Raw genomic sequence first — 22,941 nt, 5'->3', positions numbered from 1 at the left:
GACGGTCAGCTCGGCTGATCGTCGCGAGAGCGACGCCGGTCAGGGGGCGGGCTGCGGCATCGGCAGCACCAGCGCGGTCGAGGCGACGACGTCGAGGTCCGTGCTCGAGCCGGTCGACCCGCTGCCGGCCCACGCGGTCTCGACGATCGTCACCGCGCTGCCGGAGACGGCGCTGGCGTACTGCGCGCCGGAGAGCTTCTTGGGGCCGCCCGGGTAGCGGACGCCCTCGCGCAGCAGGTCGCTCACGTTGCCGCTGCCGTTCCGGTCGGTGAGCGCACGCAGGGCCCGGGCACCGTCGGCGTCGCCCATGTCGGCCACCGACACCGAGACGACGACCGGCCGGCCGCCGACCTCGGTGGAGTACAGCGCCCGCGCCAGGCCCGCGCAGTCGGTGGCGGCGAAGAAGTCGGCCACCGAGCCGTAGCTGTTGCCGACGCAGGTGGGGTCGGTCTGCACCCGCTGGACGACGAAGGTGCGGCCGTCCACCGTCTCGATCTGCCCCGGCTCCGGCCCGGCGACGGCCTCGGCGGGCGCCGCGGCCTGCCCGGCGGTGGACGGCGGGGCGCCGGCGGTGGCCTCGTCGTCCCCGCCGGACAGCGCGGTCACGCCCGCCACGAGGAGGACGACGAGCAGCAGGCCCGCCGCGACCAGCAGCGCGGTCCGCTGCACCGAGCGCTCGCGCCGGCGCGGTCCCACGAGCGGGACGCCGGCGGCCCGGGCAGCGGAGAGGGCGGGCGGGGCGGCCGGGGGCTCGACGGAGGCCGGCGGCGCCGCGGCGGCCGGCCGGGGAGCGACCGGCGCGACGGCGACCGCCTGGGCGGGGCCCGGCTGGGCGGGGCCCGGCTGGGCGGGCACCCGCTGAGCGGGCACCGGCTCGGCGTCGGCGAACAGCCCGCCGAGGCCGCCGGTCCCCTCCTCGCGGACGCCGACCGTGGGCCCGACGAGGGTGTCCCGCCCGGCAGGGACGGGCGACGGGACCACGGGCGCGGCGGCGGGCGAGGGCACGACCACCGGCGCCACGGCGAGGTCCTGGGCGGGGGCGGCGGCGCGCGCAGCCTGCTCGTCCGCGCGGACAGCGGCGGCGGCCACGGCCGCAGCCGCGGCGGGGTCGACCAGCGGGCGCACGGGCTCCGGCGCGGCGGCGTGCGGTGCCGGGTGGTGCGGCGGCGGCACGGCGTCGTCCATCTCCGACACGGCCGCCGCCATCGCGGCCGGGGCGAGCAGCTCGGGCGTGCGGAGCACGTAGGGCGAGTACGGGAAGCCCTCGCCGTTGAGCTCCTGGGTGGTCGGCGCCCGGCCGTCGAGCTCGAGGGCGTCCAGTGCAGCGCGCACGTCGGCCGTCGTCCACAGTCGCGGGTTCGCGACGCCGGTGTAGCGGGACGAGCGGGCGATGCCGAGCAGCAGCGAGCGGGGCTCGAGCAGCGCCACCTGGTCGCCCTCTCCGAGGTCGCCGTCCGCGGGCACCAGGCCGGTGAGGTCGCCGACCAGCACGGTGAGGCGGCCGATCCGGCCGGGCTCCAGGCCCGCGCGGCGCAGTCGTACGGCCGTGTCCATGCCGGCGCGCATCAGCCCGTCGAGCGGGGTGGAGCCGCCGCCGGCGAGCTGCAGCACCTCCCCCGGACGGCCGGCCTCGGGGCCGATCGTCCACGAGCCCTCGGGCAGCGCGGTCACCACGCCGCGCTGGCGGACGACCTCGGCGATGCGGACGACGGCCAGCCCCTCCGGCACGAAGAGCACCGCGTCGGAAAGCCGGCGGCCCATCGGCCCGTCGACGACCGGGAGGGAGGCGACGACCGCACCCCGGACCGCCCCGCCGGTGTCCCAGCGGGCCAGTTCGGCGAAGAGCGCACGCTCCCCCGCCGTCTGCAGCGGCCTGGGGGTCAGGGCCAGCACGTCGGTCCTCCGGGGCGGGGAGCAGGGGCGGTGGTACGGCGTGGCGCCGCGGAGCGCCGGGTCGCGGCGCGGTCACCGGGAGGGGCTGCACCCGACGCTACGGCATGTGACGGGCCGGTCCGGAACACTCAGCGGGTCGGCGCGCCGTCCGTCGCGGGGACGGCGGGCGGGCGCCCGTGCTCGTCGAGCGGCACGCACCAGGCGGCCAGCCACCGGCTCCGGGCGACCGCGTCGAGCAACGTCCACAGGAGCGTGGACGCCAGTGCGGTGGCCAGGACGACCTCCGGCCGCCAGTCCCACGGCGGCAGGGCGCCGGCCGCGTCGAGCCCGGCGCCGGCCAGGTACGTGACCCCGGCGACCAGCGGACCGGCCAGCCAGCCGGGCAGCCGGCGGGTTCCGGCGAGGTCGACGGCGACCGCGCCGGCGAGCAGCGCCAGCGGCAGCACCGAGGGCGGGAAGCCGATCGCCACCAGGCCCAGCCACATCACCGCGCGGTAGGCCAGGTAGGCGGCCGCGACGGTCGTGGCGGCCCAGCGCAGGCCGGTGACGCGCCGGGCGACGACCAGGGTGGTCAGCCCGGCACACAGGAGCCAGGCCGGGTGCACCCACGCCGGCACCGGCAGCATGAACGACGTCGGGCTCTGCGCCTGGGCGACGGCGAAGTCCAGCAGCTGGGGCTCGGCCGTCGTCCGGCCGGCCTCGTAGGCGCGCAGCGAGAGGACCCCGTACTCCTGGTGCTGGTTGGGGAACAGGACGTTCTCCGCGAAGAGCAGCCACAGGCCCAGCGCGACGCCGTCCCGCACCCGGCCCGGCGCGGCGTACAGCCACCAGCCGCGCAGCGCCCCGGCCAGCATCACCGCCGTCCCGAGGTAGAGCAGCGCGTGGCTGGGGCTCCAGCTGGTGATGTCGAGCCCGTTGACCCGGTGGTTGACGATGTCGACCGGGACGGCGACCAGGAAGAGCGCGGTGCCCACCTGCATCAGCCGCAGGGCGCGGCGGTCGACGCCGTAGCCGGTGTAGCTGGAGAAGAGGACCAGCGCGACGACCACGACGGTGCCGGCGGAGTTGAGCAGGTGCGGCGGGGCGAGGTCGTCGCGCAGCCACCTGAAGTGCCAGGAGACGTCCCACGTCGAGCCGAGCATCTTCAGCAGGAAGGCGCCCGACCAGGCCGTGTAGATCCAGCGCAGCTCCTGCTGGGTGGTCGGGCGGCCGGGGCGTCCCCGCGTGACGTACGCCGGCCACAGCCACCGGAGGGTCGCGACCGGGTGGCGGAACGCGGTCCTCGCCGAGCCAGGGGCCGGTGGGGCCGCTCGGTCGGCGACGGGGGCGGCGTGGGGCACGGCGGTACTCCTGGACTCGGGGCGGTCCGCGGAGCCTAGCGGCGCGCGGGCCCCGATCCCGGCTCCCCGAGTGGCACCGGAGTGGCGGGTGCGGTAAGGGCCTACCGTGCGGGCGACCGGGACGGGTGGGACGTAGGGTCGGCGCTCGTGGCGGACAGCGCGGGGCACCTGGTCTGGATCGACTGCGAGATGACCGGGCTGGACCTCACCCGGGACAAGCTGATCGAGGTCGCGGTGCTGGTCACCGACTCCGACCTCAACGTCCTGGACCCCGGCCTGGACCTGGTCATCTCGGCCGACGACGCCGCGCTCGAGGGCATGGTCGAGGTCGTGACCGAGATGCACGCCAAGTCCGGGCTGACCGAGGCGGTGCGGGCCTCGACGCTCACCGTCGCCGAGGCCGAGCAGAAGCTGCTGGCCTACGTGAAGCGGTTCGTCCCCGAACGACGGACCGCGCCGCTGTGCGGCAACTCGATCGGCACCGACCGCGGCTTCCTGGCCCGCGACATGCCCGAGCTCGACGACCACCTGCACTACCGGATGATCGACGTCTCCTCGGTCAAGGAGCTGGCCCGCCGCTGGTTCCCCCGGGTCTACTTCGCCCAGCCGCAGAAGGGGCTGGCCCACCGCGCGCTGGCCGACATCATCGAGTCGGTGCGCGAGCTCACCTACTACCGGCAGACGCTGTTCGTCGACGGCCCCGGGCCCTCGACGTCCCAGGCGCAGGCGGCCGCCTCGCGGGTCACGGCGTCCTTCGCCGGCCTGTTCGCGGCCGAGGACGCAGGCACTCCGGGGGAGGAACCCCCGGCCGCGTCGGACGCCTGAGGGTCTCCGGTATCGTTGGGTCCGTTCCCCGGACGACCCGCTGTCCAGCGGCCGCCCCGGAGACGTGGTGGGTGTAGCTCAGCTGGTAGAGCACCAGGTTGTGATCCTGGGTGTCGCGGGTTCGAGCCCCGTCACTCACCCCAGCGGTGGAGGCCCTGGTCAGGCGACTGACCAGGGCCTCCGTCCGTTCCGGCGCCGTCGACCGGGACCCCGCGTGTCGATCCGCGATGTCCTGGTCGACCGGCCGGCCTCAGACCACCGCAGCGTCCTTCCTCCGGGCACCGGGGGCCCGCCGTGCGGCGGGGATGGGTGCCGCTGGCCGCGGCGGCCAGCGCCGGTCCAGCGCCACGGTGAGCGGCACGGCGACCGACACCGTGGAGACCGTGCCCGCGACGATGCCCAGGATCAGGGCGAAGGCGAAACCGGTCAGCGACTCGCCGCCGAGCACGAGCAGCGCGGTCAGTACCAGCAGCGTCGAGGCACCGGTGTTGACCGTCCGCGGCAGGGTCTGCAGGACCGCCTCGCCGGCGAGAGCCGGGAACGGGCGTCCCCTCGGAGCGGCCGACCGGGTCTCCCGGATCCGGTCGAAGACGACGACGGAGTCGTTGACCGTGTACCCGATGACGGTGAGCACGGCGGCGAGGATCACCCCGTCGGCGGCCCGGCCGGTCCAGGCGAACGCGCCGACCACGACGACCACGTTGGCCGCCAGCGCGGCGACGGCCCCGGCGCTGTAGGTCCAGCGGAACCGGACCGCCAGGTAGGCCAGCTGCGCGGCCAGCGCCACGCCGAGCGCGATGAGCGCGTTGCGCCGCAGCTCGGAGCCCAGCGTCGGGCCGACGAGCTCGTCGCTGACCACCTCGGCGCCCCCGGCCTCGGCAGCGAGGGCGTCGCGGATCGACTCCTGCTCGGCGTCACCGATCGGCCCCGTGCGGACCCCGACGTCCCCGTCGCCGGCCTCCTGCACCACCGCGTCGGGGAAGCCCGCGGCGCTGACGGCCTGGCGGGCTGTCTCCGGGTCCAGCGGCGCGCTGGTCGCGTACTGGATGCTGCGCCCGCCGGTGAACTCCACCCCGAGCTGCAGACCGCGCACGGTGGTCCCCGCGGCGGCGAGCAGCACGACGAGCAGTGAGGCGGCCAGCCAGCGGCGGGGCTGGGTGTAGAGCCGCCGGTCCCGTCCGACCAGCCACGTCCGCACCCGCCCGAGGGTGTGCACACCGGTCAGCTGCGGCCGGCGGGTGAGCACCCGGCGGGTGGCGGCCAGCTCCGCCAGCGCCCGGGTGATCACCAGCGCGGAGACCATCGAGGCGAGCACACCGACGGCCAGGGTGACCCCGAAGCCGCGGACCGGGCCGGAGGCGAGGAAGAACAGCAGCCCGGCGGCGAGCAGGGTGGTGATGTTGGAGTCGGCGATGGCCGACAACGCCCGCCGAAACCCCGTGGTGAGCGCGCTGCGCAGGGATCGCCCCCGCTGGACGTACTCCTCCCGCGTCCGCTCGTAGACCAGGACGTTGGCGTCGACGGCCATGCCGACCGCGAGGACGAACCCGGCGAGGCCGGGCAGGGTGATGGTGGCGCCCAGCGTCAGCAGGGCCGCGTAGGAGATCACCGCGTAGCAGAGCAGCGCCACCACCGCGAGCAGGCCCATGAGGCGGTAGACCGCCACGATGAACGCCGCGGTGGCGGCGACGCCGAGGAGCACCGCCTGCACGCTGGCGTCGATGGCGGCCGCGCCGAGCGTCGGGCCGACGGTGCGCTGCTCGATCACCTCGACCGGCACCGGCAGGGCCCCGCCCTGGACCAGCGCGGCCAGGTCCTGCGCCTCGTCCTGGGTGAACCGGCTGGTGATCTGGGTGGTGCCGCCGGTGATGCCCACGCCGCAGGGCACCTGCGCACCGACCGACGGCGAGGAGATGACCTCGCCGTCCAGCACGATCGCCACCCGGCGGGTCGGGTCCCCGGGTGCCGCGCAGGCCGCCTGCCCGGTGAGCACCTCCCAGGCCCGTTGGCCGGGGCCGGTGAAGTCCACGGTGACGAACCAGGCGCCGGAGGTCTGCACGTCGACGCCGGCGGCGGCTCCGTCCACGGCCTCGCCGGTCAGCGCGGCGGGCCCGAGCCGCAGCGGGGCGCCGCCCTCGTCGCGCAGCACCGTCGGCTCGCCGGGCACCACCCCCTCCGCGTCGGCTGCCTCCTCACCCGGGGGAGCCGTGCCGAGGACCGGGTGGAAGGCGAGCTGGGCGGTCCGGCCGATCACCTCGACCGCCTCCCGCGGCTCGGTCAGCCCGGGCAGCTCGACGACGATGCGGTCCTCTGCGGAGCGGACCAGGGTGGGCTCGGCGACGCCGAGGGCGTCGACGCGCCGCCGCAGGACCCCCAGCGCCCGGTCGGTGGCCGCGGCGTCGGCGGTCGCCGTCGGCGCGTCCTGCGCCTCCAGCACGATCTGCGTGCCGCCGCGCAGGTCGAGCCCGAGGGTGGGTGCCGAGGTGAGCACGGCGGCGGTGGCCGCCACCAACAGGGCCAGCGACAGGATCACGCGTGCCAGGAGGGGGCGCGCCATCGGCGGCCTCTCGGCGCGCCGGGACGGGGATCTCACGGGATGTCTCCAGGAGGGCAGGACGCGGGCAGCCGCGGACGCGGCGGTGCCCGCAGGGATGGGGGTGCGGCGCGGCTCCGCACAGCGCGGCGGTCTCGTCGACGTGGGAGCGACACGGGGGCGCGGACGGAGGCGGGCGCCGATCGTCGGCTGGGGGCCAGCCGACGAGCAGCCGTTGCGGCTGACGCAGGGGGCGCGCAGGATCGATCAGGAGACGGGTGGCGCCCGCGCGCCGATCGCGGTGGAGGGTGCACTCGGCGGTGTCGCGGCGATGTCCTCCGGGAACGCCGGAGCCGCTGTGGGGACCGCCTGGACACCGGCGGCCGGCCCGATCGTGAGGTCTCCCAGCCCCGGGGGCGTCCCGTGCTGCTCCGGCGCCGCTCGCTCGACGAGCGGGGTGATGCGGCCGGCCACGGGAACTGCCGGGTGGGGGCCGGTGTCGATCACCGGCCGCCCGGTCGCCGGCCGTCCGGTGGTGCGGACGCCGGGACCGGAGGAGGACGACGCCACCGCCGGTGCCACGGCGCTGGACACCCGGAGGCCCGGGACCGGGGAGGCACCGGGGCCCCCGCCCTCCGAGGTGGCGAGACCGGCGAGCACCAGCAGGACACCGAGGACCGGAGCCAGCAGCACCTGACAGCGGGCGCTCGGTCGGTGCACGCGTGCCCCTCCCCGGCCGGTTCGCCGGCCCGGCCTGTTCGTCGGCTCCACCCGCACGGACCTCACGCGGTGTTCATGTTCCCGCACACCGGGTGCGCAGGATGCCGGACCGGGGTGTGGGGTTGCGCTCACGATCCGGTGTCACCGAGCCAGTGGGCCAGCTTGCCGCTGCGGTGCACGGCGAGGATGCGGCGTTCGGTGTCGTGGCGCAGGTCGGGCTGGGTGAAGACGAGGAGGACGTCGCCGGTGCGCAGCCGGGTGTGCGGAGCGACCGCGGAGGTGGCGCCGTCGCGCGAGAGCAGGCCGGGGGTCGCGCCCTCCGGCAGCCGGAGCTCGTTGATGTAGACGCCGTGCAGGCGGGAGCCGGGCAGGACCCGGACCTGCAGGAGGTCGGCGCCCAGTTCGTGCAGGGACGAGGTGCCGACGTCCATGTCCAGGGGCACGCCGTTCGATCCCCCGGCCGGCTCCGGGACCCCGGGCAGGAGCCGCCGCGGGATCCCGCGGGCCAGGCGTGGGGAGGAGTAGACCGCCATGGGGCCGAGGACGGCGAGGACGAGGACGTAGCCGGCGGTGAACGAACCGAGTCGGGAGTCGAGCCCGGCGGCCATCGCCAGCGAGGCGAGGACCAGCGAGAACTCGCCGCGGGTGAGCACGGTCAGGCCGATGTTGGCCGCTCCCAGGCGACCGAGGCCGTGCAGGCGGGCGGCGACGATGCCCGCGACGACCGCGAGCACGACGGTCGTCCCGGCGGCGAGGAGGATCTGCGCGAGCACGGCGAGGACGTCGCCGATGTCGATGGTCAGGCCGAAGTGGAAGAAGAAGATCGCGCCGAAGCCGTCCCGCAGCGGATGGGTCAGCTGCCGCAGGCGGCGGGCCGTCGGCGTGGCGGCCAGGATGAGGCCGATCATGAACGCGCCGATGGCGTCGGAGACGCCCAGGTGCTCTCCGGCGCCGGCGGTGGTGATCGCCAGCCCCAGGGCGAGGACGACGACGATCTCCTCGTCCTTCGTCCTCATGAGCGCGCTGACCCACCGCGTGCCGTGCCGCGCCACCACGGAGAGCACCAGCAGGAAGGCGAAGGCGATGCCGATGCCGGTGGCGGCCTCGGCCACGCCGGAGGCGCCGCCCAGCACCGGCTGCAGGAGGGCCAGGTAGAGCGCGAGGAACAGGTCCTCGATGACGATGATCCCCAGGATGACGCGGGTCTCGGGGTTCCCCAGCCGCCGGGTCTCGATCAGCAGCTTGGTGACGATGGCGGAGGAGGAGATGCCGACGATGCCGGCGATCACGAACGCCTCCGACGTCCCCCAGCCGAGCGCGAAGCCCAGCGCCAGGCCGCCGCCGATGTTCAGGCACAGGTAGACGCCGGCGGCTGCCGCCAGTCGCCGCCCGCCGGACACGAGCTGGGCGACGGAGAACTCCAGCCCCAGGTAGAAGAGGAGGAAGACCAGGCCGAGGCGGGCGACCAGCTCGAGGTCGGCCGGGTCGCCGACCAGGACGAAGCCGGGGGTGTGCGGCCCCAGCAGCACGCCGGCGAGCATGAACAGCGGGATGGTCGGCAACCCGATCGGGACACCGGCCCGGGCGACCAGGCCGCAGACGAGGAAGGCGCCGCCGAGGGCGAGGAGTGCCTCGGCGACGTGGTGCACCCAGCCTCCTCGGGGACGTCCTCCTCCGCCCGCCGACCGTCGGCCGGCGCACGATCCTCACCGCACGGGTGGCTGGGGCGGAATCCGTGGCACCACCCATTTCGGGTGCCTGCCGGAGGTCATGGGTGCTGGGCCCCATCTTCCGCGCGGGTTCTTGGCCGACGGCCTGACATGCCCGAGGCTCGACGTCGTCGATCACGGCAGCGGGGCGGTGGGGCGGATGGCGCAGGAGGCACGGCTGGCGACCGGTCGTGGTCTGCCGCTGTTCTGGCGGGTGTGCCTGGTCAACGGCGCCGTCTTCGCGGTCGGCACCGCGGTGCTGGCGGCGTCGCCGGCGACCGTCTCGACGCCGGTGCTGGCCCGGGAGGCGCTGATCCTCGCCGTGGGCCTGACCGTGATGCTCGTCGCCAACGGGCTGCTGCTCCGCGCGATGCTGGCGCCCCTGGACCGGCTGCAGCGCCTGATGGAGGACGTCGACCTGCTCCGCCCCGGCCAGCGCCTACCGGAGCAGGGCCGGGGGCCGGTCGCCGACGTGATCGGCAGCTTCAACGCCATGCTCGCCCGGCTCGAGGCCGAGCGGGCCGCCTCCAGCGGACAGGCGCTGGCCGCCCAGGAGGCCGAACGCCGCCGGGTGGCCCAGGAGCTGCACGACGAGGTCGGGCAGAGCCTGACCGCGGTCCTGCTCGGCCTGCGGCGGGTGGCCGACCGGGCACCGGCGGAGCTGCAGGATGAGGTGCTGCTCGTGCAAGAGGCCGCGCGGGCCAGCCTCGACGAGGTCCGGCAGGTGGTCCGGCGGTTGCGCCCCGGAGTGCTCGACGACCTGGGCCTGGTCAGTGCCCTGACGTCGCTGGTGACCGAGCACGCCCGGCTCACCGGCGCCGAGGTGTGCCGCCGGTTCGCCGCCGACCTGCCGCCTCTCGGCCCCGACGCCGAGCTCGTCGTCTACCGGGTGGCGCAGGAGGCGCTGACCAACGTCGCCCGGCACGCCGACGCCCGGCGGGTCTGCGTCGACCTGACGCCCTCCTTCGCCGGCGACGTCGTGCAGCTGCGGGTCGCCGACGACGGCCGCGGCCTCGGCGACAGCTGCGAGGGTGCCGGGCTGCGGGGCATGCGGGAGCGGGCCATGCTCGTCGCCGCCACGCTCAGCGTCGGCCGCCACCAGGAGGGCGGCACCGAACTGCGGCTCCTGGTCCCGGTGCCCCAGCCGGGGGACGGCCGGTGACCCGCCCCGCGAACCCCATCCGGATCCTGCTCGCCGACGACCACGCCCTCGTCCGCCGCGGCGTCCGGCTGATCCTGGACAACGAGCCGGACCTGACCGTCGTCGCCGAGGCGGGCGACGGTGCGGAGGCGCTGGCGCTGGCCCGCGTGCACGCCATCGACCTCGCCGTCCTCGACGTCGCGATGCCCCGGCTCACCGGCCTGCAGGCCGCCCGGGAGCTGTCCCGCCGCTTCCCGGCCACGCGCATCCTGCTGCTGTCGATGTACGACAACGACCAGTACTTCTTCGAGGCCCTCCGCGCAGGCGCCTCCGGGTACGTCCTCAAGTCGGTCGCCGACCGGGACCTGGTCGAGGCCTGCCGCGCGGTCATGCGCGAGGAACCGTTCATCTACCCCGATGCGCTGACCGCGCTGATGCGCGAGTACCTGCAGCGGGCTGCCCGTGGCGAACGCCTGCCCGGCAGCATCCTGTCCGCCCGCGAGGAAGAGGTCGTCAAGCTCATCGCCGAGGGCCGTTCCTCGCAGGACATCGCGGACCTGCTCGTGATCAGCGTGAAGACCGTCGAGCGGCACCGGGCCAACGTCCTCGCCAAGCTGGAGATGCGGGACCGCACCCAGCTCACCCGGTACGCGATCCGCACAGGCCTGATCGAACCCTGACCGCGTCCGTGCCGACGACGTGGCGCGGCCCACCGACCGGAACGTCGACCGTCCCCGCCGCGTTGACGTGCGGGGGCCTCCTGTCCGCCCCCGCCACCTCCGTCGAAGAGAGCCATGAGCCCCTGTCACAGTCCCCAGGCCGCGCATCCCGACCTCGGTGAGGGGGTGCGTGGCCGGTGACCGAAGTGCTCTCCCTGTCGCTCGGTGTGCTGGTCGTCCTGGCGATCACCGCGGTCACCGGGTACTTCGTGGCGCAGGAGTTCGCCTACATGGCGGTCGACCGCTCCGTGTTGGCCGCCCGCGCCGAGGCCGGTGACGCCGCCGCCGAACGGGCGCTGGCGGTCACCCGCCGGACCTCGTTCATGCTCTCGGGTGCCCAGCTGGGCATCACCGTCACCGGTCTGCTGGTCGGCTACGTCGCCGAGCCGCTGATCGGGGAGTCCCTGGGCGCGCTGCTCGGCGGCGTCGGCATCCCCACCGCCGTCAGCGTCGGCATCGGTGCGGTGCTGGCGCTGCTGTTCTCCACGCTCGTGCAGATGCTGTTCGGTGAGCTGTTCCCGAAGAACCTCGCCATCGCCCGGCCCGAACCGGTCGCCCGCTGGCTGGGCGCCTCCACCACCTTGTACCTGAAGGCATTCGGGTGGCTGATCTGGGTGTTCGACCAGGCGTCGAACCTGCTGCTGCGGGCGCTGCGCATCGAGCCGGTGCACGACGTCGAGCACGCTGCCACCGCCCGCGACCTGGAGCACATCGTCGAGGAGTCCCGGGAGAGCGGGAACCTGCCGGCGGAGCTGTCGATGCTGGTCGACCGGATCCTCGACTTCCCCAACCGCGACGTCGAGCACGCGATGATCCCCCGGCCGCGGGTGGGCACCGTCGAGGACACCGACACCCTGGGCCACCTGCGTGCGCTGATGGCGTCGGGCCACTCCCGCTATCCGGTGCTCGACGCCGAGACCGGCGACGTGGTCGGCGTGGTGCACCTGGCCGACCTGCTCACCACTCCCGAGCCCGACACCGCACCGGTGACCGCCATCGCCCGCGAGTGCCTGGTCGTGTCCACCTTCACCTCGCTGCCCGACGCGTTGCGCCAGCTCGCCGACAGCAGCAACCAGATGGCCTGCGTCATCGACGAGTACGGCGGGTTCGCCGGCGTCATCACGCTGGAGGACCTCGCCGAGGAGCTGGTCGGGGAGATCACCGACGAGCACGACGCCGAGCACCCGGAGTACGTGCCGGTCGAGGGCGACGGCGTGTGGGAGATGGCCGGTGACGTGCACGTCGACGAGGTCGAGCGCGCCCTGGGCGTCGACCTGCCGCGCGGGCACTACGAGACGATCGCCGGCCTGGTCATCGCCGCCGCCGGCACCCTGCCCGAGCCCGGCGCCACGCTGACCGTCGAGCTGCCCCCGGACCCCGGCGACCTGGTCCACGCCGACGACCCCGCCTGCCGACACCTGTCTGTGGAGGTCCTCGCGGTGGAGCGGCACGTGCCGGCCCGGGTCCGCCTGGAATTGCCCGACCGCGTGCCGGCCGGCACGACCGACGCCACCCGCACCGACACCGCCGATGCAGTCCGCACGGCCGCCACCGCCGAGGAGACCTCCCGATGAGCGACAACCCCTGGGTGGTCGTCGCCGCGACCGTCGTCATCGTCGCGCTGAGCGCGTTCTTCGTGGCGGTGGAGTTCGCCGCGCTGGCTGCCAAGCGGCACCGGCTGGAGGAGGCCGCGCCGACCAGCCGCTCGGCCCGGGCCGCGCTGCGCAACTCCTCGGAGCTGACCCTGCTGCTGGCCGGCTCCCAGCTGGGCATCACCGCGGCTACCCTGGCCCTCGGTGCGATCAGCAAGCCGGCGGTGCACCACTGGCTCACCCCGCTGTTCGAGACCTGGGGGCTGCCGCTGGTCGCCGCCGACGTCGCCGGCTTCGTCCTCGCGCTGCTGATCGTGACGTTCATCCACCTCGTCGTCGGCGAGATGGCCCCGAAGTCGTGGGCGATCGCGCACCCGGAGCGCTCGGCCACCCTGCTGGCCGCACCCATGCGGGCGTTCATGGCGGTGTTCCGGCCGCTGCTGCGGCTGCTGAACGTCGCGGCCAACCGGCTGGTCCGCAGGGTCGGGGTCGAGCCCTCCGACGAGTTGGCCGTCGGGCACAGTCCCGATGCGCTTCGCCACCTGGTGGAGCACTCGGCCAACGTCGGCGCACTGGACGCCAGCTTCTCCACCCAGATCTCCGGCGCGCTGGAACTCGAGCGGATGACCGTCCGCGAACTGGTCACCGCCGGCGCGCCGCTGGCCGCGGTGCCCGCCGACGCCACCGTCGGCGCCGTCCGCGAGCTCACCCGGCGCACCGCGCACCTGCGCATCCTGCTCGGGACCGAGGCGCGGCTGACCGGCGTGGTCCACGTCCGCGACACCCTCACCGCGGACGAGCACGCGCCCGCGGGACCCTTCGGCCGGCCGGTGTTCTGCCTCGAGGCCGACACCACCGTGCACGCCGCGCTCAAGGCGATGCGCGAGACGCGCAACCACCTGGCCGTCGTCACCGACGCCGGCGCGGTCCTCGGCGTCATCACGCTGTCGGACGTGCTGCGCAGGCTGTTCCCGCAGCGGGCGACCACCGCGGCCTGAACAGCGGTACGGCCGGGTCCCGCTCGGGTCCCGGCCGTACCTGGGTCGTCAGCGCACCGAGTGGTCAGCGCACCGAGTGGTCAGCGCATCGAGTGGTCAGCGCACCGAGTGGTCAGCGCACCGAGTGGTGACGCGAGCCGGCGATGCCTTCAGCGACACCGATGAGCAGCACCGAGGCGATCACCGCGACGACGAAGCCGAGCACGTTCAGCTCGAAGACGTCGCCGGTCCCCAGGAGGTTGGCGACGGTGCCGCCGATCACCGACCCGACCAGACCCAGCAGCAGGGTCGCGATGATGCTCAGGTGCTGCTTGCCGGGCTTGATCAGCCGAGCAAGAGCACCGATGAGGAGGCCCGCGACGAGAAAACCGATCATGATCGATCTGTACCTGCTCCCCAGCCGCGGGAAACGGCTCGATGCGTGTCCGTGACGTCACAACGCGCGCGACAGGCACCTACGCGCTGTCGGATCGACGGCGGCACCGGGCGGCATGCCCTCGATGGCGGCCGGGTAGCGACACTAGCATGAGCAGTGAGGACAAGATCAGCAACAAGATCGACGAGCTGGCCGGCAAGGGCAAGGAGGCCGTCGGTCGCGCCACCGGCGACCCCGACCTCGAGGCCGAGGGGAAGCGCGACCAGGCCAAGAGCAACCTCAAGCAGGCCGGCGAGAAGGTCAAGGACGCCTTCAAGTAGGACCGACACCGGGCTGCTGGGTCCTCGCGATCCGGCCGCCGCGACGGCCGCGCGGCCCCTCCCGCACAGGCGTTGCCGTCCGGGGTCGCGGGTTCGGGCCGTCGGCGGTCAGCCCGACGTGGCTGTCCATCGACTGCCGGGTGCCGGTGGTTCCGGCGGGGTCAGCGGCGGCGGGTCTCCGGGAACAGCAGGTCGACGAAGCGGGCGGCGGTCGGCTGGGGTTCGTGGTTGGCCAGCCCCGGCCGCTCGTTGGCCTCGACGAAGACGTGCTCCGGCCCGTCGAGGTCGGGAACGAGGAAGTCCAGGCCGGTCACCGGGATGCCGATGGCGCGGGTGGCCCGGACGGCGGCCGCGGCGATCTCGGGGTGCAGCCGGCCGGTGACGTCCTCGATGGTCCCGCCGGTGTGCAGGTTCGCCGTCCGCCGGACGCGGATCCGCTCACCGGCCGGCGGGACGTCGTCCATCGCCCAGCCCGCCTCGGCGACGACGGCGGCCGTCGTGTCGTCCAGCGGGATCCGCGACTCCCCGCCGGTCGCCCGCTCCCGGCGCCGGCTGGTCCGGCGGATCAGCGCGGTGACGTCGGAGACGCCGTCGCCGACCACGGTGGCCGGCCGGCGCACCGCGGCGGCGACCACCTCGGAGTCGATGACGACCACCCGCAGGTCCTCCCCCGCCACCAGTTCCTCGACCAGCACGTCCGGGCAGTGCTGCCGCGCCAGCGCGACCGCCGACCGCAGGCCCGCCTCGTCGCGCACCCCGACGGTGATGCCCTTGCCCTGCTCCCCGCGGGCCGGCTTCACCACCACCTCGCCGAACCGCTCCAACAGCGCCAGGGCCGGTCCGAGGTCGTCGCCGGCCACCTCGGCGCCGACGGGGACGCGGACCCCGGCACCAGCCATGATCCGGCGGGTGACCCGCTTGTCGTCGCAGCGGCTCATGGCCACGGCCGTGGTCAGCTCCGAGAGCGACTCGCGGGTCAGCACGCCGCGTGCGCCGAGGGTGAACCGCATCTCGCCGTGGGCGGCGTCGGTCACCTCGACCCGGATGCCCCGGCGCAGCGCTTCGTCGGCGAGGATCCGGGCGTAGGGGTTGAGCAGGTCGAGCCCGGCCGGGCCGGGGACGAACAGCGGCGCGTTCACCGCATTGCGGCGCTTGACCACCAGGGCGGGCACCTGGCGGAAACCGAGCTTGCGGTAGAGCGCGATCGCGGCGGCGTTGTCGTGCAGCACCGAGAGGTCGAGGTAGCCGCGTCCCCGGGCGAGGTACCGCTCGGCGAGCACGCGCACCAGCGCCTCGCCCGTGCCCGGCGGGGCCTCGCCCGGGTCGGCGGCCAGGCACCACAGGCTGCTGCCGCCCTCGGGGTCGCCGAACGCGCGGACGTGGTCGACCCCCGTGACCGTGCCGACGACCCGGCCGGTGCGCCGGTCCTCCGCGACGAGGTACCGGACCGTGCGGGTGGAGTGGTTGTGCCACACGGTGGCGAGGTCCCCGGGGACCATGCCGGTGCGCGTGAGGATGCGGTCCATCTCGGCGACGTCGTCCGGGCAGGTCACCGTGCGCACGAAGACGTTCTCGACCAGCTCGCGGCGCGGGCGGTACCGGTGCAGGTCCAGCCGGAAGGTGAGCGAGGGGTCCAGGAACAGCTCGCCGGGCGCCAGGCCCAGCAGCACCTGCGGGTCGCGCGGGTAGATGCAGATGTCGCGGTGGCCCTCGGCCTCCCCGCGCAGCGCCTCGACCAGCCGCTGCGGATCGGCGAACGTCTGGCCGAACACGAGCCGGCCCCAGCCGAGGTCCAGCGCGGCCTCGGTGTCCATGCCGCGCAGCTGGTGCTCCGACGGCGGGTGCCAGGGGGTGCCGGTGATCGTCGGGACGGCCCCCAGCGGTCGCCGGCGCAGCTCAGGCCGCGCGACCACGGGCCACCTCCCCGCCGTGCTGCGTCCCTCGTGGGCAGGAGGTCGACCGAGGCGTACTGGTCCACACGATGTGCCGCCACCCGGAGTCGTGCCCGGCCCGTGGGCGGTGTGCTGCACCCCGGCCGAGTCGGGAGACCATGCCCCGCTCCGCTGCGGACGAAACACTTCCGTAACAACCGGGCGGCGACGACCAGCACGCGACCCCCGCCACGGGGACTAGCCGGGCCGGCCACGTCCGGGCGTGGACCCGGACGCCCGCGCCGGACAGGTCCGTCCGGACCCGCCGTGCGGCGGGCCTGCCGGGGGGAGGCAGAACGGGCACGGTGGCTCCGAAGCTGGGACGTCCCCGTGAGCTCGAGGCCGCGACCCCTCCCCACCGACCGAGGGATGCACCACATCCGCGCCGCGCCGGTTCGCACGGCGGACCGCTGGGCATGGTGCGGAGGCGGGCACGGGTGAACAGCCACCCCGGCCCGCCCCTCCTCCCGAAAGCTCCTGATGACGTCTGCCACGACCTCGACGACGGCTTCCGCCGTCCCCCTGTCCGACCGGACCCTCCCCGACCTCCCGCCGGAGGTCTCGACGCCGACCTACGACCGCGCCGCGCTGCGTCCCGGCATCGTGCACATCGGCGTCGGTGGCTTCCACCGCGCCCACCAGGCCGTCTACCTCGACGAACTGGCCCGCCGGGGATCGACCGACTGGGGCGTCACCGGCGTCGGCCTGCACAGCCGCGCGATCGGTGAGGTCCTCGCCGACCAGGACCGGCTCTACACCGTGGTCGAGCGTGCGGCCGACGGTGACCGCGCCACCGTCGTGGGTGTACTCACCGGGTACCTGTACGCCCCGGACGACCCGGAGGCGGTGCTCACCGCGTTGGCCGACGAGCGCACCCGCGTGGTGACTCTGACGATCACCGGCACCGGCTACCGCGTCGACCCACACACCGGGGAGTTCGACGCCGACGACCCGCACATCGCCCGCGACCTCGAGGACCCCGGCACCCCCGAGACGGTCTTCGGCTACCTCGTCGAGGCGCTGCACCGGCGGCGGCAGGCGGGCCTGCCACCGTTCACCGTGCTCTCCTGCGACAACATGCAGTGCAACGGCTCCGCGGCGCGTACTGCGGTGGTGTCCTTCGCCCGGCTCCGCGACGACGACCTCGCCGGGTGGATCGACCAGCACGTCGCCTTCCCCAGCAGCATGGTCGACCGGATCACCCCCAACACCACCCCCGAGGACCGGGACGCCATCGCCGCCGCGACCGGCGTCGACGACCGGTGGCCGGTGATCACCGAGCCGTTCCGCCAGTGGGTGGTCGAGGACTCCTTCTGCAACGGCCGGCCGCCGCTGGAGGAGGTCGGCGTCCGGTTCGTCGACGACGTGTCGCCCTACGAGACGGTGAAGACCCGCCTGCTCAACGCCGGCCACAGCGCCATCGCCTACCTGGGCTACCTCGCCGGCTACCGGACCACCTCCGACGTGATGGCCGACCCGGTCTTCCGCACGTACCTCACCCGGCTGATGGCCGAGGAGATCGCCCCGCACCTGCCGGAGGTCCCGGGCGTCGACCTGGCCGAGTACCAGGCCACGCTGCTCGACCGGCTGGCCAACCCCCGGATGGCCGACCAGCTCGCGCGGCTCTCCCGGCGCGGCTCGAGCAAGATCCCCAACTACGTCCTGCCGTCCGTGCGGGCGGCGATGGAGGAGGGCCGCCCGCACCAGCTGCTGTGCCTGGCGGTGGCCGGCTGGCTGCGCTTCCTGCGCGGCGCGGACTACGCCGGCGAGGAGGTCCCGATCCAGGGCCCGCGCCCCGACCTCGTGCCGATCGCGCAGGAGGCGGGCGGCGACGCCACGCCGCTGCTGTCGGAGCGGTCGGTCTTCGACCACATCGGCCAGGACCCGCGCTTCGCCGAGTGCGTCCAGCGGGCCCTCTCCGCGCTCGACCGGCAGGGGCCGCGCGAGGTCATCGAGGAGTTCCTCGCCACGGGTGCGGCCGCGTGACCGGCGAGCGGTCCCCCTCCCTGGACCCGGCCGCGGTGACCACCCTGCTCTGCGACGCCGACGGCACGCTCTTCCCCTCCGAGGAGCCGGCGTACGCCGCGTCGGCCGACGTCACCAACCGGTTCCTCGCCGGGCTGGGGGCGGAGCGGGCCTTCGCCCCGGAGGAGCTGCAGCGGATGACCAACGGCAAGAACTTCCGGGCCGCGGCTTCGGAGCTCGCCACCGGCTACCGGCGCGAGCTGACCCGCGCCGACCTCGAGCACTGGGTGGCCGAGGAGAAGGACGTCGTCACCGCCCACCTGCGCACCGTGCTGCGCCCCGACGCGGCGGTGCGCGGGCCGCTGGAGCGCCTGTCCGGCCGGTTCGCGCTCGCGGCGGTCACCTCCAGCGCCAGCTCCCGGCTGGCCGCCTGTCTCGAGGTGACCGGCCTCGCCGCGCTGTTCGACGCCGACCGCAGGTTCAGCGCCGAGGACTCGCTGGCCGAACCCACCAGCAAGCCGGACCCGGCCGTGTACGTGCACGCCGGCCGCACCCTCGGGGTGGCCCCGGCCGGCGCGGTCGCCGTCGAGGACTCGGTGAACGGCGCCCTGTCGGCTGTGGCCGCCGGGTACCCGACCGTCGGGATCCTGCAGTTCGTCCCCGCAGCCGACCGGCGGGACCGGGCCGAGGCACTCCACGAGGTCGGGGTGGCCGCGGTCGTCGAGTCGTGGGCCGACGCGGAGCGACTGCTGCGCTGACCCCGGAGGCGGCGTAGACCGTCCCGTCGGGACCTGCTCGGCGACTGCCCGGCGTCGGCCGGGTACCGCGGCCGCGGGGCCCGCCGGCGTCGGCGACGACCGTCGGTGGCGGCCCTCCGAGGTGGCCCGTGCGGTGGATGACGTTTGGCGCGGCTCGCTCGGGTACCTGTCGGACCACCACCCAGTCGGCCGGCCGAGCCGTGCAGTGACCGGTCACCGCGACCCTCACCCGGCTCGCGGTTGGACGTGGCGATCGGCACCCCGCCGACCGCGCGTTCCGCTGGACGGCTCGGGAGGGTGATCGTGGACATCCAGCAGGAGTTCGGGAACGCACTGGCCGGCGAGTGGGCCCGGGACGGGGACCAGCCGGAGTTGCTGCCGGTGCAACTGGCCCGGGCGGCCGCCACGGCGCTCGGCGTCGACGGGGTCGGCCTCAGCATCCACGACACCGCCGGGCACAGCACGCCGCTGGGAGCCAGCGACGAGGCAGCCACCACGGCCGAGCGACTGCAGTTCACCGCGGGCTCGGGCCCGTGCACGTTCGCCGCGCGCTCCGGCTGGCCGGTCTTCGCCCCCGAGGACCACCTGCGGACCCGCTGGCCGCCGTTCCACGACCTGCTGGTGACCCACACACCGTTCCGCAGCGTGGTGGCCCTCTCCCTGCCCGGCGACCTCCGCGGCGCCGGCGGCATGGACCTCTTCCTGACCCACCCCGTCGGCATCCTGGCCTTCGACGCGGTGGAGGCGCGCTGCGTGGCCGAACTGGTGTCCGCCCACCTGAGCCACGCCGCGGCGTGGACGGAGTGGACCGAGACGGAGGGTCCGCCCTGGACCAACAGCGAGCCCGCGCGGCAACGGGCTCGGGTCTGGATGGCCACCGGCATGGTCAGCCTCGCGCTGCGGCTCGAGACGGCCGACGCGCTGGCCGTGCTGCGCAGCCGCGCCTACGGCTCCGACCGGACCGTCGACGCCCTCGCCGCCGACCTCCTCGCCGGTCGGCTCACCGCCCGGCAGCTGGGCGAGGACGCCGGCAGCGAGCACTGACCACCGGCCGGCACGATCGGCGGGTCCCCGCGGCGGCTCAGACGGGCACACCGGGCCGGCACCCCCGGGCCCGCCGCGTCCGCGCCGACTCCACTACCGTCCCCGGCATGCCGCTGATCTTCCACTGGGGTGGTCCACGGCACGGCGAGGTCGACGACGTGCCGCCCGAGCTGCTGGCGTCCGCGATCCTCGTCTACGACGGGCCCCGCTGGTTCGGCGTCTACGAGCGGTTCGAGCCCGTGCAGGTGCAGAACACCGCGGAGGGGCCGGCCGAGGTGTGGGTGGTCCGCGAGTAGGGGTTCCTGGGGGCACCAGGTCCACGGAGCCGCAGCTGGCCGACGCGGAGCTCAGTCCCGGCGGCGGCCGGCGCCGGGAACGGCTCCGGTGTCGCTGACCTCGCGGGCGACGTCGGCCAGCTTGCGGTTCAGCTCCTGCGAGACCCGGGCAAGCACACCGAAGGCCTGGTCGGCGGTCAGCTTGTGCCGCTCCATCAGGATCCCCTTCGCCTGCCCGATGACATCCCGGCTGCTCACCGCGTTGCGCAGGTTCTCCTCGTGCTCCGCGCCGGCCACCGCGACCGCCGCGTGCGCGGCGAACATCTGCCCGATGTCCTGGCTCTCGTCGTCGAAGGCGCCCGGCCTGCCCGCGTACAGGTTCAGACCCCCGAGCTGGTCGCCCTCGACGTAGAGCTGGAAGCACAGCATGCTGCCGACACCCAGCTCGGATGCCTGCCGGGCGAACTCCGGCCACCGGTCGTCGACGCCGACGTCGTCGACCCGGACCACCTGGTGCTCCCAGACCGCGTCCAGGCACGGTCCCTGCCCGAGCCGCTCCTGCAGGGCGTCCAGGTCCCGGGCGAGGTCGCTGGTCGACGCACGGGGCTCGATCTTCCTGCGGCCGATCACGTAGATGATGCTGCACTCCTCCGCATTCGGCACGACCTTGACCGCCGTGGTGGTGATGGCGCGCATCGTGCCCTCGACGTCGCCGTGCTCCCCCCGGAGTCGCCGTGCCGTGCGGCTCATCACGTCCGCCAGGTCGTGCCTGGCGCCGGCGCCCCCTGCGGGGTCGTCCTGCGTTGCCGCCATGCGCGCAAGCTACTCGGCACCGCGAGGCGGCGGGCCCGGCGCGCGGTGGGGACGGAGGCACGCGCCGGACCGCCGGCTCCTGCCCGCGGTGAGGAGCCGTCAGTTCGGGCGGACCTGGCCGGCAGCGACCGCGTGCTCGCTGCCGCCGAGCTGCAGCGCGGCACGGTGGACGGTGGGGGACGACCCGAGCAGGACCAGCTGCCGGTGGTGCCGGCCGGCCCGTCGGTACGCAGCTGCGAGAGCCCGCAGACCGTGGTGGTCACCCACGGTCGCGCCGGTGACGTCGACGGTCCACTGCGGGCAGCTGGTCAGCAACAGTGCGGAGACGGCGTCGTGGAGCAGGTGCGCGGTCACCCGGTCCAGCCGCCCGACCAGCTCGACGCGACCGGTGACGAGGTCCAGGTGGGCGGAGAGCTCCGGGACGTCGCCGGGCCGCGGCCCGGTCGGGACGACGGGGTGCAGGGCCACCACGATCACCTCGGCGGACGAACATGATCGCCGGCGATGGAGAGAGAACCGGCGCCCGCAGCACTGCGGGAGGTGGCCGCGTGTTGGACCTGTCGCGACGCTATCCACCCGTGCACAGGACGGCCATCGGGGCGCAGCCGGTGGCCGGCGCAACCGCGCCCGCCCTGACTGGTGCCACGGGCGCCAGGCGGAGCGGTCGACACCAGGGGGTCGACGAGCTCCGCGTGCCATCGACGTCGCCGTGACCGGGACGGACACGCACGTGGAGGCGGGCGCTAGCGTCTGCGGGCGTGATCGCGCGACAGACGATGCCCGCTCGGTGACCGACGCCCTGGGTGCGCTGCTGCGGGCGTCGCACCTGCTCGCACCGGACGACCTGGCGGCCGCGGCGGCCGCGGCCGCCCGGCGGATCGGTGTCCGGGAGACGGTGCTTTACCTGGCCGACTACGAGCAGGCCACGCTGCTCCCGCTGCCCGGTGCCGGAGTGCCGGAGCGCCAGGAGCTGCCGATCGAGGGCACGATGGCCGGACGGGCGTTCCGGCGGGTCGAGGTGGTCGACAGCACGGCCACGCCGGGCACCCACCGGCTGTGGCTCCCGCTGCTGGACGGGGTGGAGCGGCTGGGCGTCGCCGAGCTGGAGCTGCCGGCCGTGCCGACCGAGGAGCTCAGGCAGGACCTGGGGGACCTCGTCACCCTGGTCGCCGAGCTCATCGTGACCCACGACGCCTACGGCGACGTCTTCTCCCGGCTGCGCCGGCGCAAGACCCTCAGCCTGGCCGCCGAGGTGCAGTGGGAGCTGCTGCCGCCGATGAGCTTCGGCACCGAACGGCTGGTCATCACCGGCGGCCTGGAGCCGGCCTACGACATCGGCGGCGACTCCTTCGACTACGCCGTCAACGGCAGCACCGCCGACCTCATGGTCATCGACGCCGTCGGGCACGGGCTGCCGGCCACGGTGCTGGCCAGCGTCGCCATCGGCGCCTACCGGCACGCTCGCCGCAACGCACTCGACCTGCCCGACATCGCCACCGAGATCAACGCCGCCGTCGCCGGCCAGTTCGGCGCCAGCCAGTTCGCCACCGCCGTGCTCGCCCGCCTCGACATCGCCACCGGACGCCTGCGGTGGATCAACGCCGGGCACCCCGAACCGCTCATCCTGCGCGGCTCCTCGCTCGTGCAGCCGCCACGCTGTCCACCCAGCCGGCCGCTGGGCCTGCAGGAGACCAAGCCGACCTGCTGCGACACCCGCCTGGAGCCCGGTGACCGGCTGCTGCTCTACACCGACGGCATCACCGAGGCCCGCTCCCCGAGCGGGGAGTTCTTCGGTGAGCAGCGGCTGGCCGACTTCATCGCCACCGCCGTCGCCGCCGGCGAACCCGCGCCCGAGACCGTCCGGCAGCTGATGCGCCACGTCCTCACCCACCAGGCCGACCAGCTCCAGGACGACGCCAGCATCGTGGTCCTGGAGTGGCAGACCGGCGACGAGGCCCAGCTGCTGCCGTAGCCGTGAGCCGCACTCCC

Annotated in this window: 20 protein-coding genes and 1 tRNA gene; 12 read left to right on the top strand and 9 right to left on the bottom strand. The window is 74.8% G+C overall.

Annotated elements, in window-relative coordinates:
• Positions 1-39 precede the first annotated feature (39 nt).
• Both ACWIX3_RS11050 and ACWIX3_RS11045 read right to left on the bottom strand, forming a co-directional pair.
• Positions 40-1,893, bottom strand: coding sequence for a hypothetical protein (locus tag ACWIX3_RS11050; RefSeq protein ID WP_448612118.1), 1,854 nt, complete (start codon positions 1,891-1,893; stop codon positions 40-42).
• Positions 1,894-2,021: 128 nt separating this feature from the next.
• Positions 2,022-3,233: a hypothetical protein gene (locus ACWIX3_RS11045; RefSeq protein WP_448612117.1), complete on the bottom strand. Its 1,212-nt coding sequence runs from the start codon at positions 3,231-3,233 to the stop codon at positions 2,022-2,024.
• Positions 3,234-3,380: 147 nt separating this feature from the next.
• Here ACWIX3_RS11045 and orn point away from each other — a divergent pair, with 147 nt between their 5' ends.
• Together orn and ACWIX3_RS11035 are read left to right on the top strand one after the other, a co-directional pair.
• Positions 3,381-4,058 (top strand): oligoribonuclease, encoded by a 678-nt coding sequence (gene orn, locus ACWIX3_RS11040; protein WP_448612116.1) that lies wholly within the window; start codon positions 3,381-3,383, stop codon positions 4,056-4,058.
• Between the two features lie 67 nt (positions 4,059-4,125).
• Positions 4,126-4,201 (top strand) — tRNA-His (locus ACWIX3_RS11035).
• Between the two features lie 107 nt (positions 4,202-4,308).
• Here ACWIX3_RS11035 and secD read toward each other — a convergent pair.
• The 3 genes from secD to ACWIX3_RS11020 form a co-directional block, all read right to left on the bottom strand.
• Positions 4,309-6,615, bottom strand: a complete 2,307-nt coding sequence (gene secD, locus ACWIX3_RS11030) for a protein translocase subunit SecD (protein ID WP_448612115.1) — start codon at positions 6,613-6,615, stop codon at positions 4,309-4,311.
• 243 nt (positions 6,616-6,858) lie between these two features.
• Positions 6,859-7,311: a hypothetical protein gene (locus ACWIX3_RS11025; RefSeq protein ID WP_448612114.1), complete on the bottom strand. Its 453-nt coding sequence runs from the start codon at positions 7,309-7,311 to the stop codon at positions 6,859-6,861.
• 128 nt (positions 7,312-7,439) lie between these two features.
• Complete coding sequence (locus tag ACWIX3_RS11020) at positions 7,440-8,960, bottom strand: cation:proton antiporter domain-containing protein (protein WP_448612113.1); 1,521 nt, start codon at positions 8,958-8,960, stop codon at positions 7,440-7,442.
• A 220-nt stretch (positions 8,961-9,180) separates the two neighbouring features.
• On the opposite strand from ACWIX3_RS11020, the gene ACWIX3_RS11015 reads away from it, so the two are divergent.
• The 4 genes from ACWIX3_RS11015 (at position 9,181) to ACWIX3_RS11000 (ending at position 13,470) form a co-directional block, all read left to right on the top strand.
• Complete coding sequence (locus tag ACWIX3_RS11015; protein ID WP_448612112.1) at positions 9,181-10,182, top strand: HAMP domain-containing sensor histidine kinase; 1,002 nt, start codon at positions 9,181-9,183, stop codon at positions 10,180-10,182.
• On the top strand, positions 10,179-10,841 hold the full coding sequence (locus tag ACWIX3_RS11010) for a response regulator (RefSeq protein ID WP_448612111.1): 663 nt from the start codon (positions 10,179-10,181) through the stop codon (positions 10,839-10,841). Before ACWIX3_RS11015 ends, ACWIX3_RS11010 begins: the two co-directional genes overlap by 4 nt.
• A gap of 176 nt (positions 10,842-11,017) precedes the next feature.
• Positions 11,018-12,454 (top strand): hemolysin family protein, encoded by a 1,437-nt coding sequence (locus tag ACWIX3_RS11005; protein ID WP_448612110.1) that lies wholly within the window; start codon positions 11,018-11,020, stop codon positions 12,452-12,454.
• The gene (locus tag ACWIX3_RS11000; RefSeq protein ID WP_448612109.1) at positions 12,451-13,470 is read left to right on the top strand and encodes a hemolysin family protein; all 1,020 of its coding nucleotides are present in this window, start codon (positions 12,451-12,453) and stop codon (positions 13,468-13,470) included. Before ACWIX3_RS11005 ends, ACWIX3_RS11000 begins: the two co-directional genes overlap by 4 nt.
• Positions 13,471-13,582: 112 nt before the next feature.
• On the opposite strand, the gene ACWIX3_RS10995 is transcribed toward ACWIX3_RS11000, so the two are convergent.
• Positions 13,583-13,846, bottom strand: a complete 264-nt coding sequence (locus ACWIX3_RS10995) for a GlsB/YeaQ/YmgE family stress response membrane protein (protein WP_448612108.1) — start codon at positions 13,844-13,846, stop codon at positions 13,583-13,585.
• 149 nt (positions 13,847-13,995) lie between these two features.
• On the opposite strand from ACWIX3_RS10995, the gene ACWIX3_RS10990 reads away from it, so the two are divergent.
• Entirely contained in the window at positions 13,996-14,166 is a 171-nt protein-coding gene (locus tag ACWIX3_RS10990; RefSeq protein WP_448612107.1) for a CsbD family protein, read from the top strand.
• A gap of 161 nt (positions 14,167-14,327) precedes the next feature.
• On the opposite strand, the gene ngg is transcribed toward ACWIX3_RS10990, so the two are convergent.
• The gene (gene ngg / locus ACWIX3_RS10985; RefSeq protein ID WP_448612106.1) at positions 14,328-16,079 is read right to left on the bottom strand and encodes an N-acetylglutaminylglutamine synthetase; all 1,752 of its coding nucleotides are present in this window, start codon (positions 16,077-16,079) and stop codon (positions 14,328-14,330) included.
• Between the two features lie 498 nt (positions 16,080-16,577).
• Here ngg and ACWIX3_RS10980 point away from each other — a divergent pair, with 498 nt between their 5' ends.
• The 4 genes from ACWIX3_RS10980 (at position 16,578) to ACWIX3_RS10965 (ending at position 20,160) form a co-directional block, all read left to right on the top strand.
• A complete protein-coding gene (locus tag ACWIX3_RS10980) occupies positions 16,578-18,083 on the top strand; it encodes a mannitol dehydrogenase family protein (protein ID WP_448612105.1) in 1,506 nt (501 codons plus the stop codon).
• A complete protein-coding gene (locus tag ACWIX3_RS10975) occupies positions 18,080-18,820 on the top strand; it encodes an HAD family hydrolase (RefSeq protein ID WP_448612104.1) in 741 nt (246 codons plus the stop codon). The genes ACWIX3_RS10980 and ACWIX3_RS10975 overlap by 4 nt, the downstream gene beginning before the upstream one ends.
• A 303-nt stretch (positions 18,821-19,123) precedes the next feature.
• Complete coding sequence (locus ACWIX3_RS10970; RefSeq protein ID WP_448612103.1) at positions 19,124-19,864, top strand: ANTAR domain-containing protein; 741 nt, start codon at positions 19,124-19,126, stop codon at positions 19,862-19,864.
• Positions 19,865-19,971: 107 nt separating this feature from the next.
• Positions 19,972-20,160, top strand: a complete 189-nt coding sequence (locus ACWIX3_RS10965) for a hypothetical protein (protein WP_448612102.1) — start codon at positions 19,972-19,974, stop codon at positions 20,158-20,160.
• 51 nt (positions 20,161-20,211) lie between these two features.
• Here ACWIX3_RS10965 and ACWIX3_RS10960 read toward each other — a convergent pair whose 3' ends face one another.
• Entirely contained in the window at positions 20,212-20,952 is a 741-nt protein-coding gene (locus ACWIX3_RS10960; protein ID WP_448612101.1) for a GAF and ANTAR domain-containing protein, read from the bottom strand.
• Positions 20,953-21,051: 99 nt separating this feature from the next.
• On the bottom strand, positions 21,052-21,420 hold the full coding sequence (locus tag ACWIX3_RS10955) for an STAS domain-containing protein (RefSeq protein WP_448612100.1): 369 nt from the start codon (positions 21,418-21,420) through the stop codon (positions 21,052-21,054).
• A gap of 319 nt (positions 21,421-21,739) precedes the next feature.
• On the opposite strand from ACWIX3_RS10955, the gene ACWIX3_RS10950 reads away from it, so the two are divergent.
• Positions 21,740-22,924 (top strand): PP2C family protein-serine/threonine phosphatase, encoded by a 1,185-nt coding sequence (locus ACWIX3_RS10950; protein WP_448612099.1) that lies wholly within the window; start codon positions 21,740-21,742, stop codon positions 22,922-22,924.
• Positions 22,925-22,941: the final 17 nt, after the last annotated feature.

The organism is Geodermatophilus sp. URMC 60 (assembly GCF_053502585.1).
Note: the sequence above shows the minus strand (reverse complement) of the source record. Positions and strands in the feature narration are given on the sequence as shown.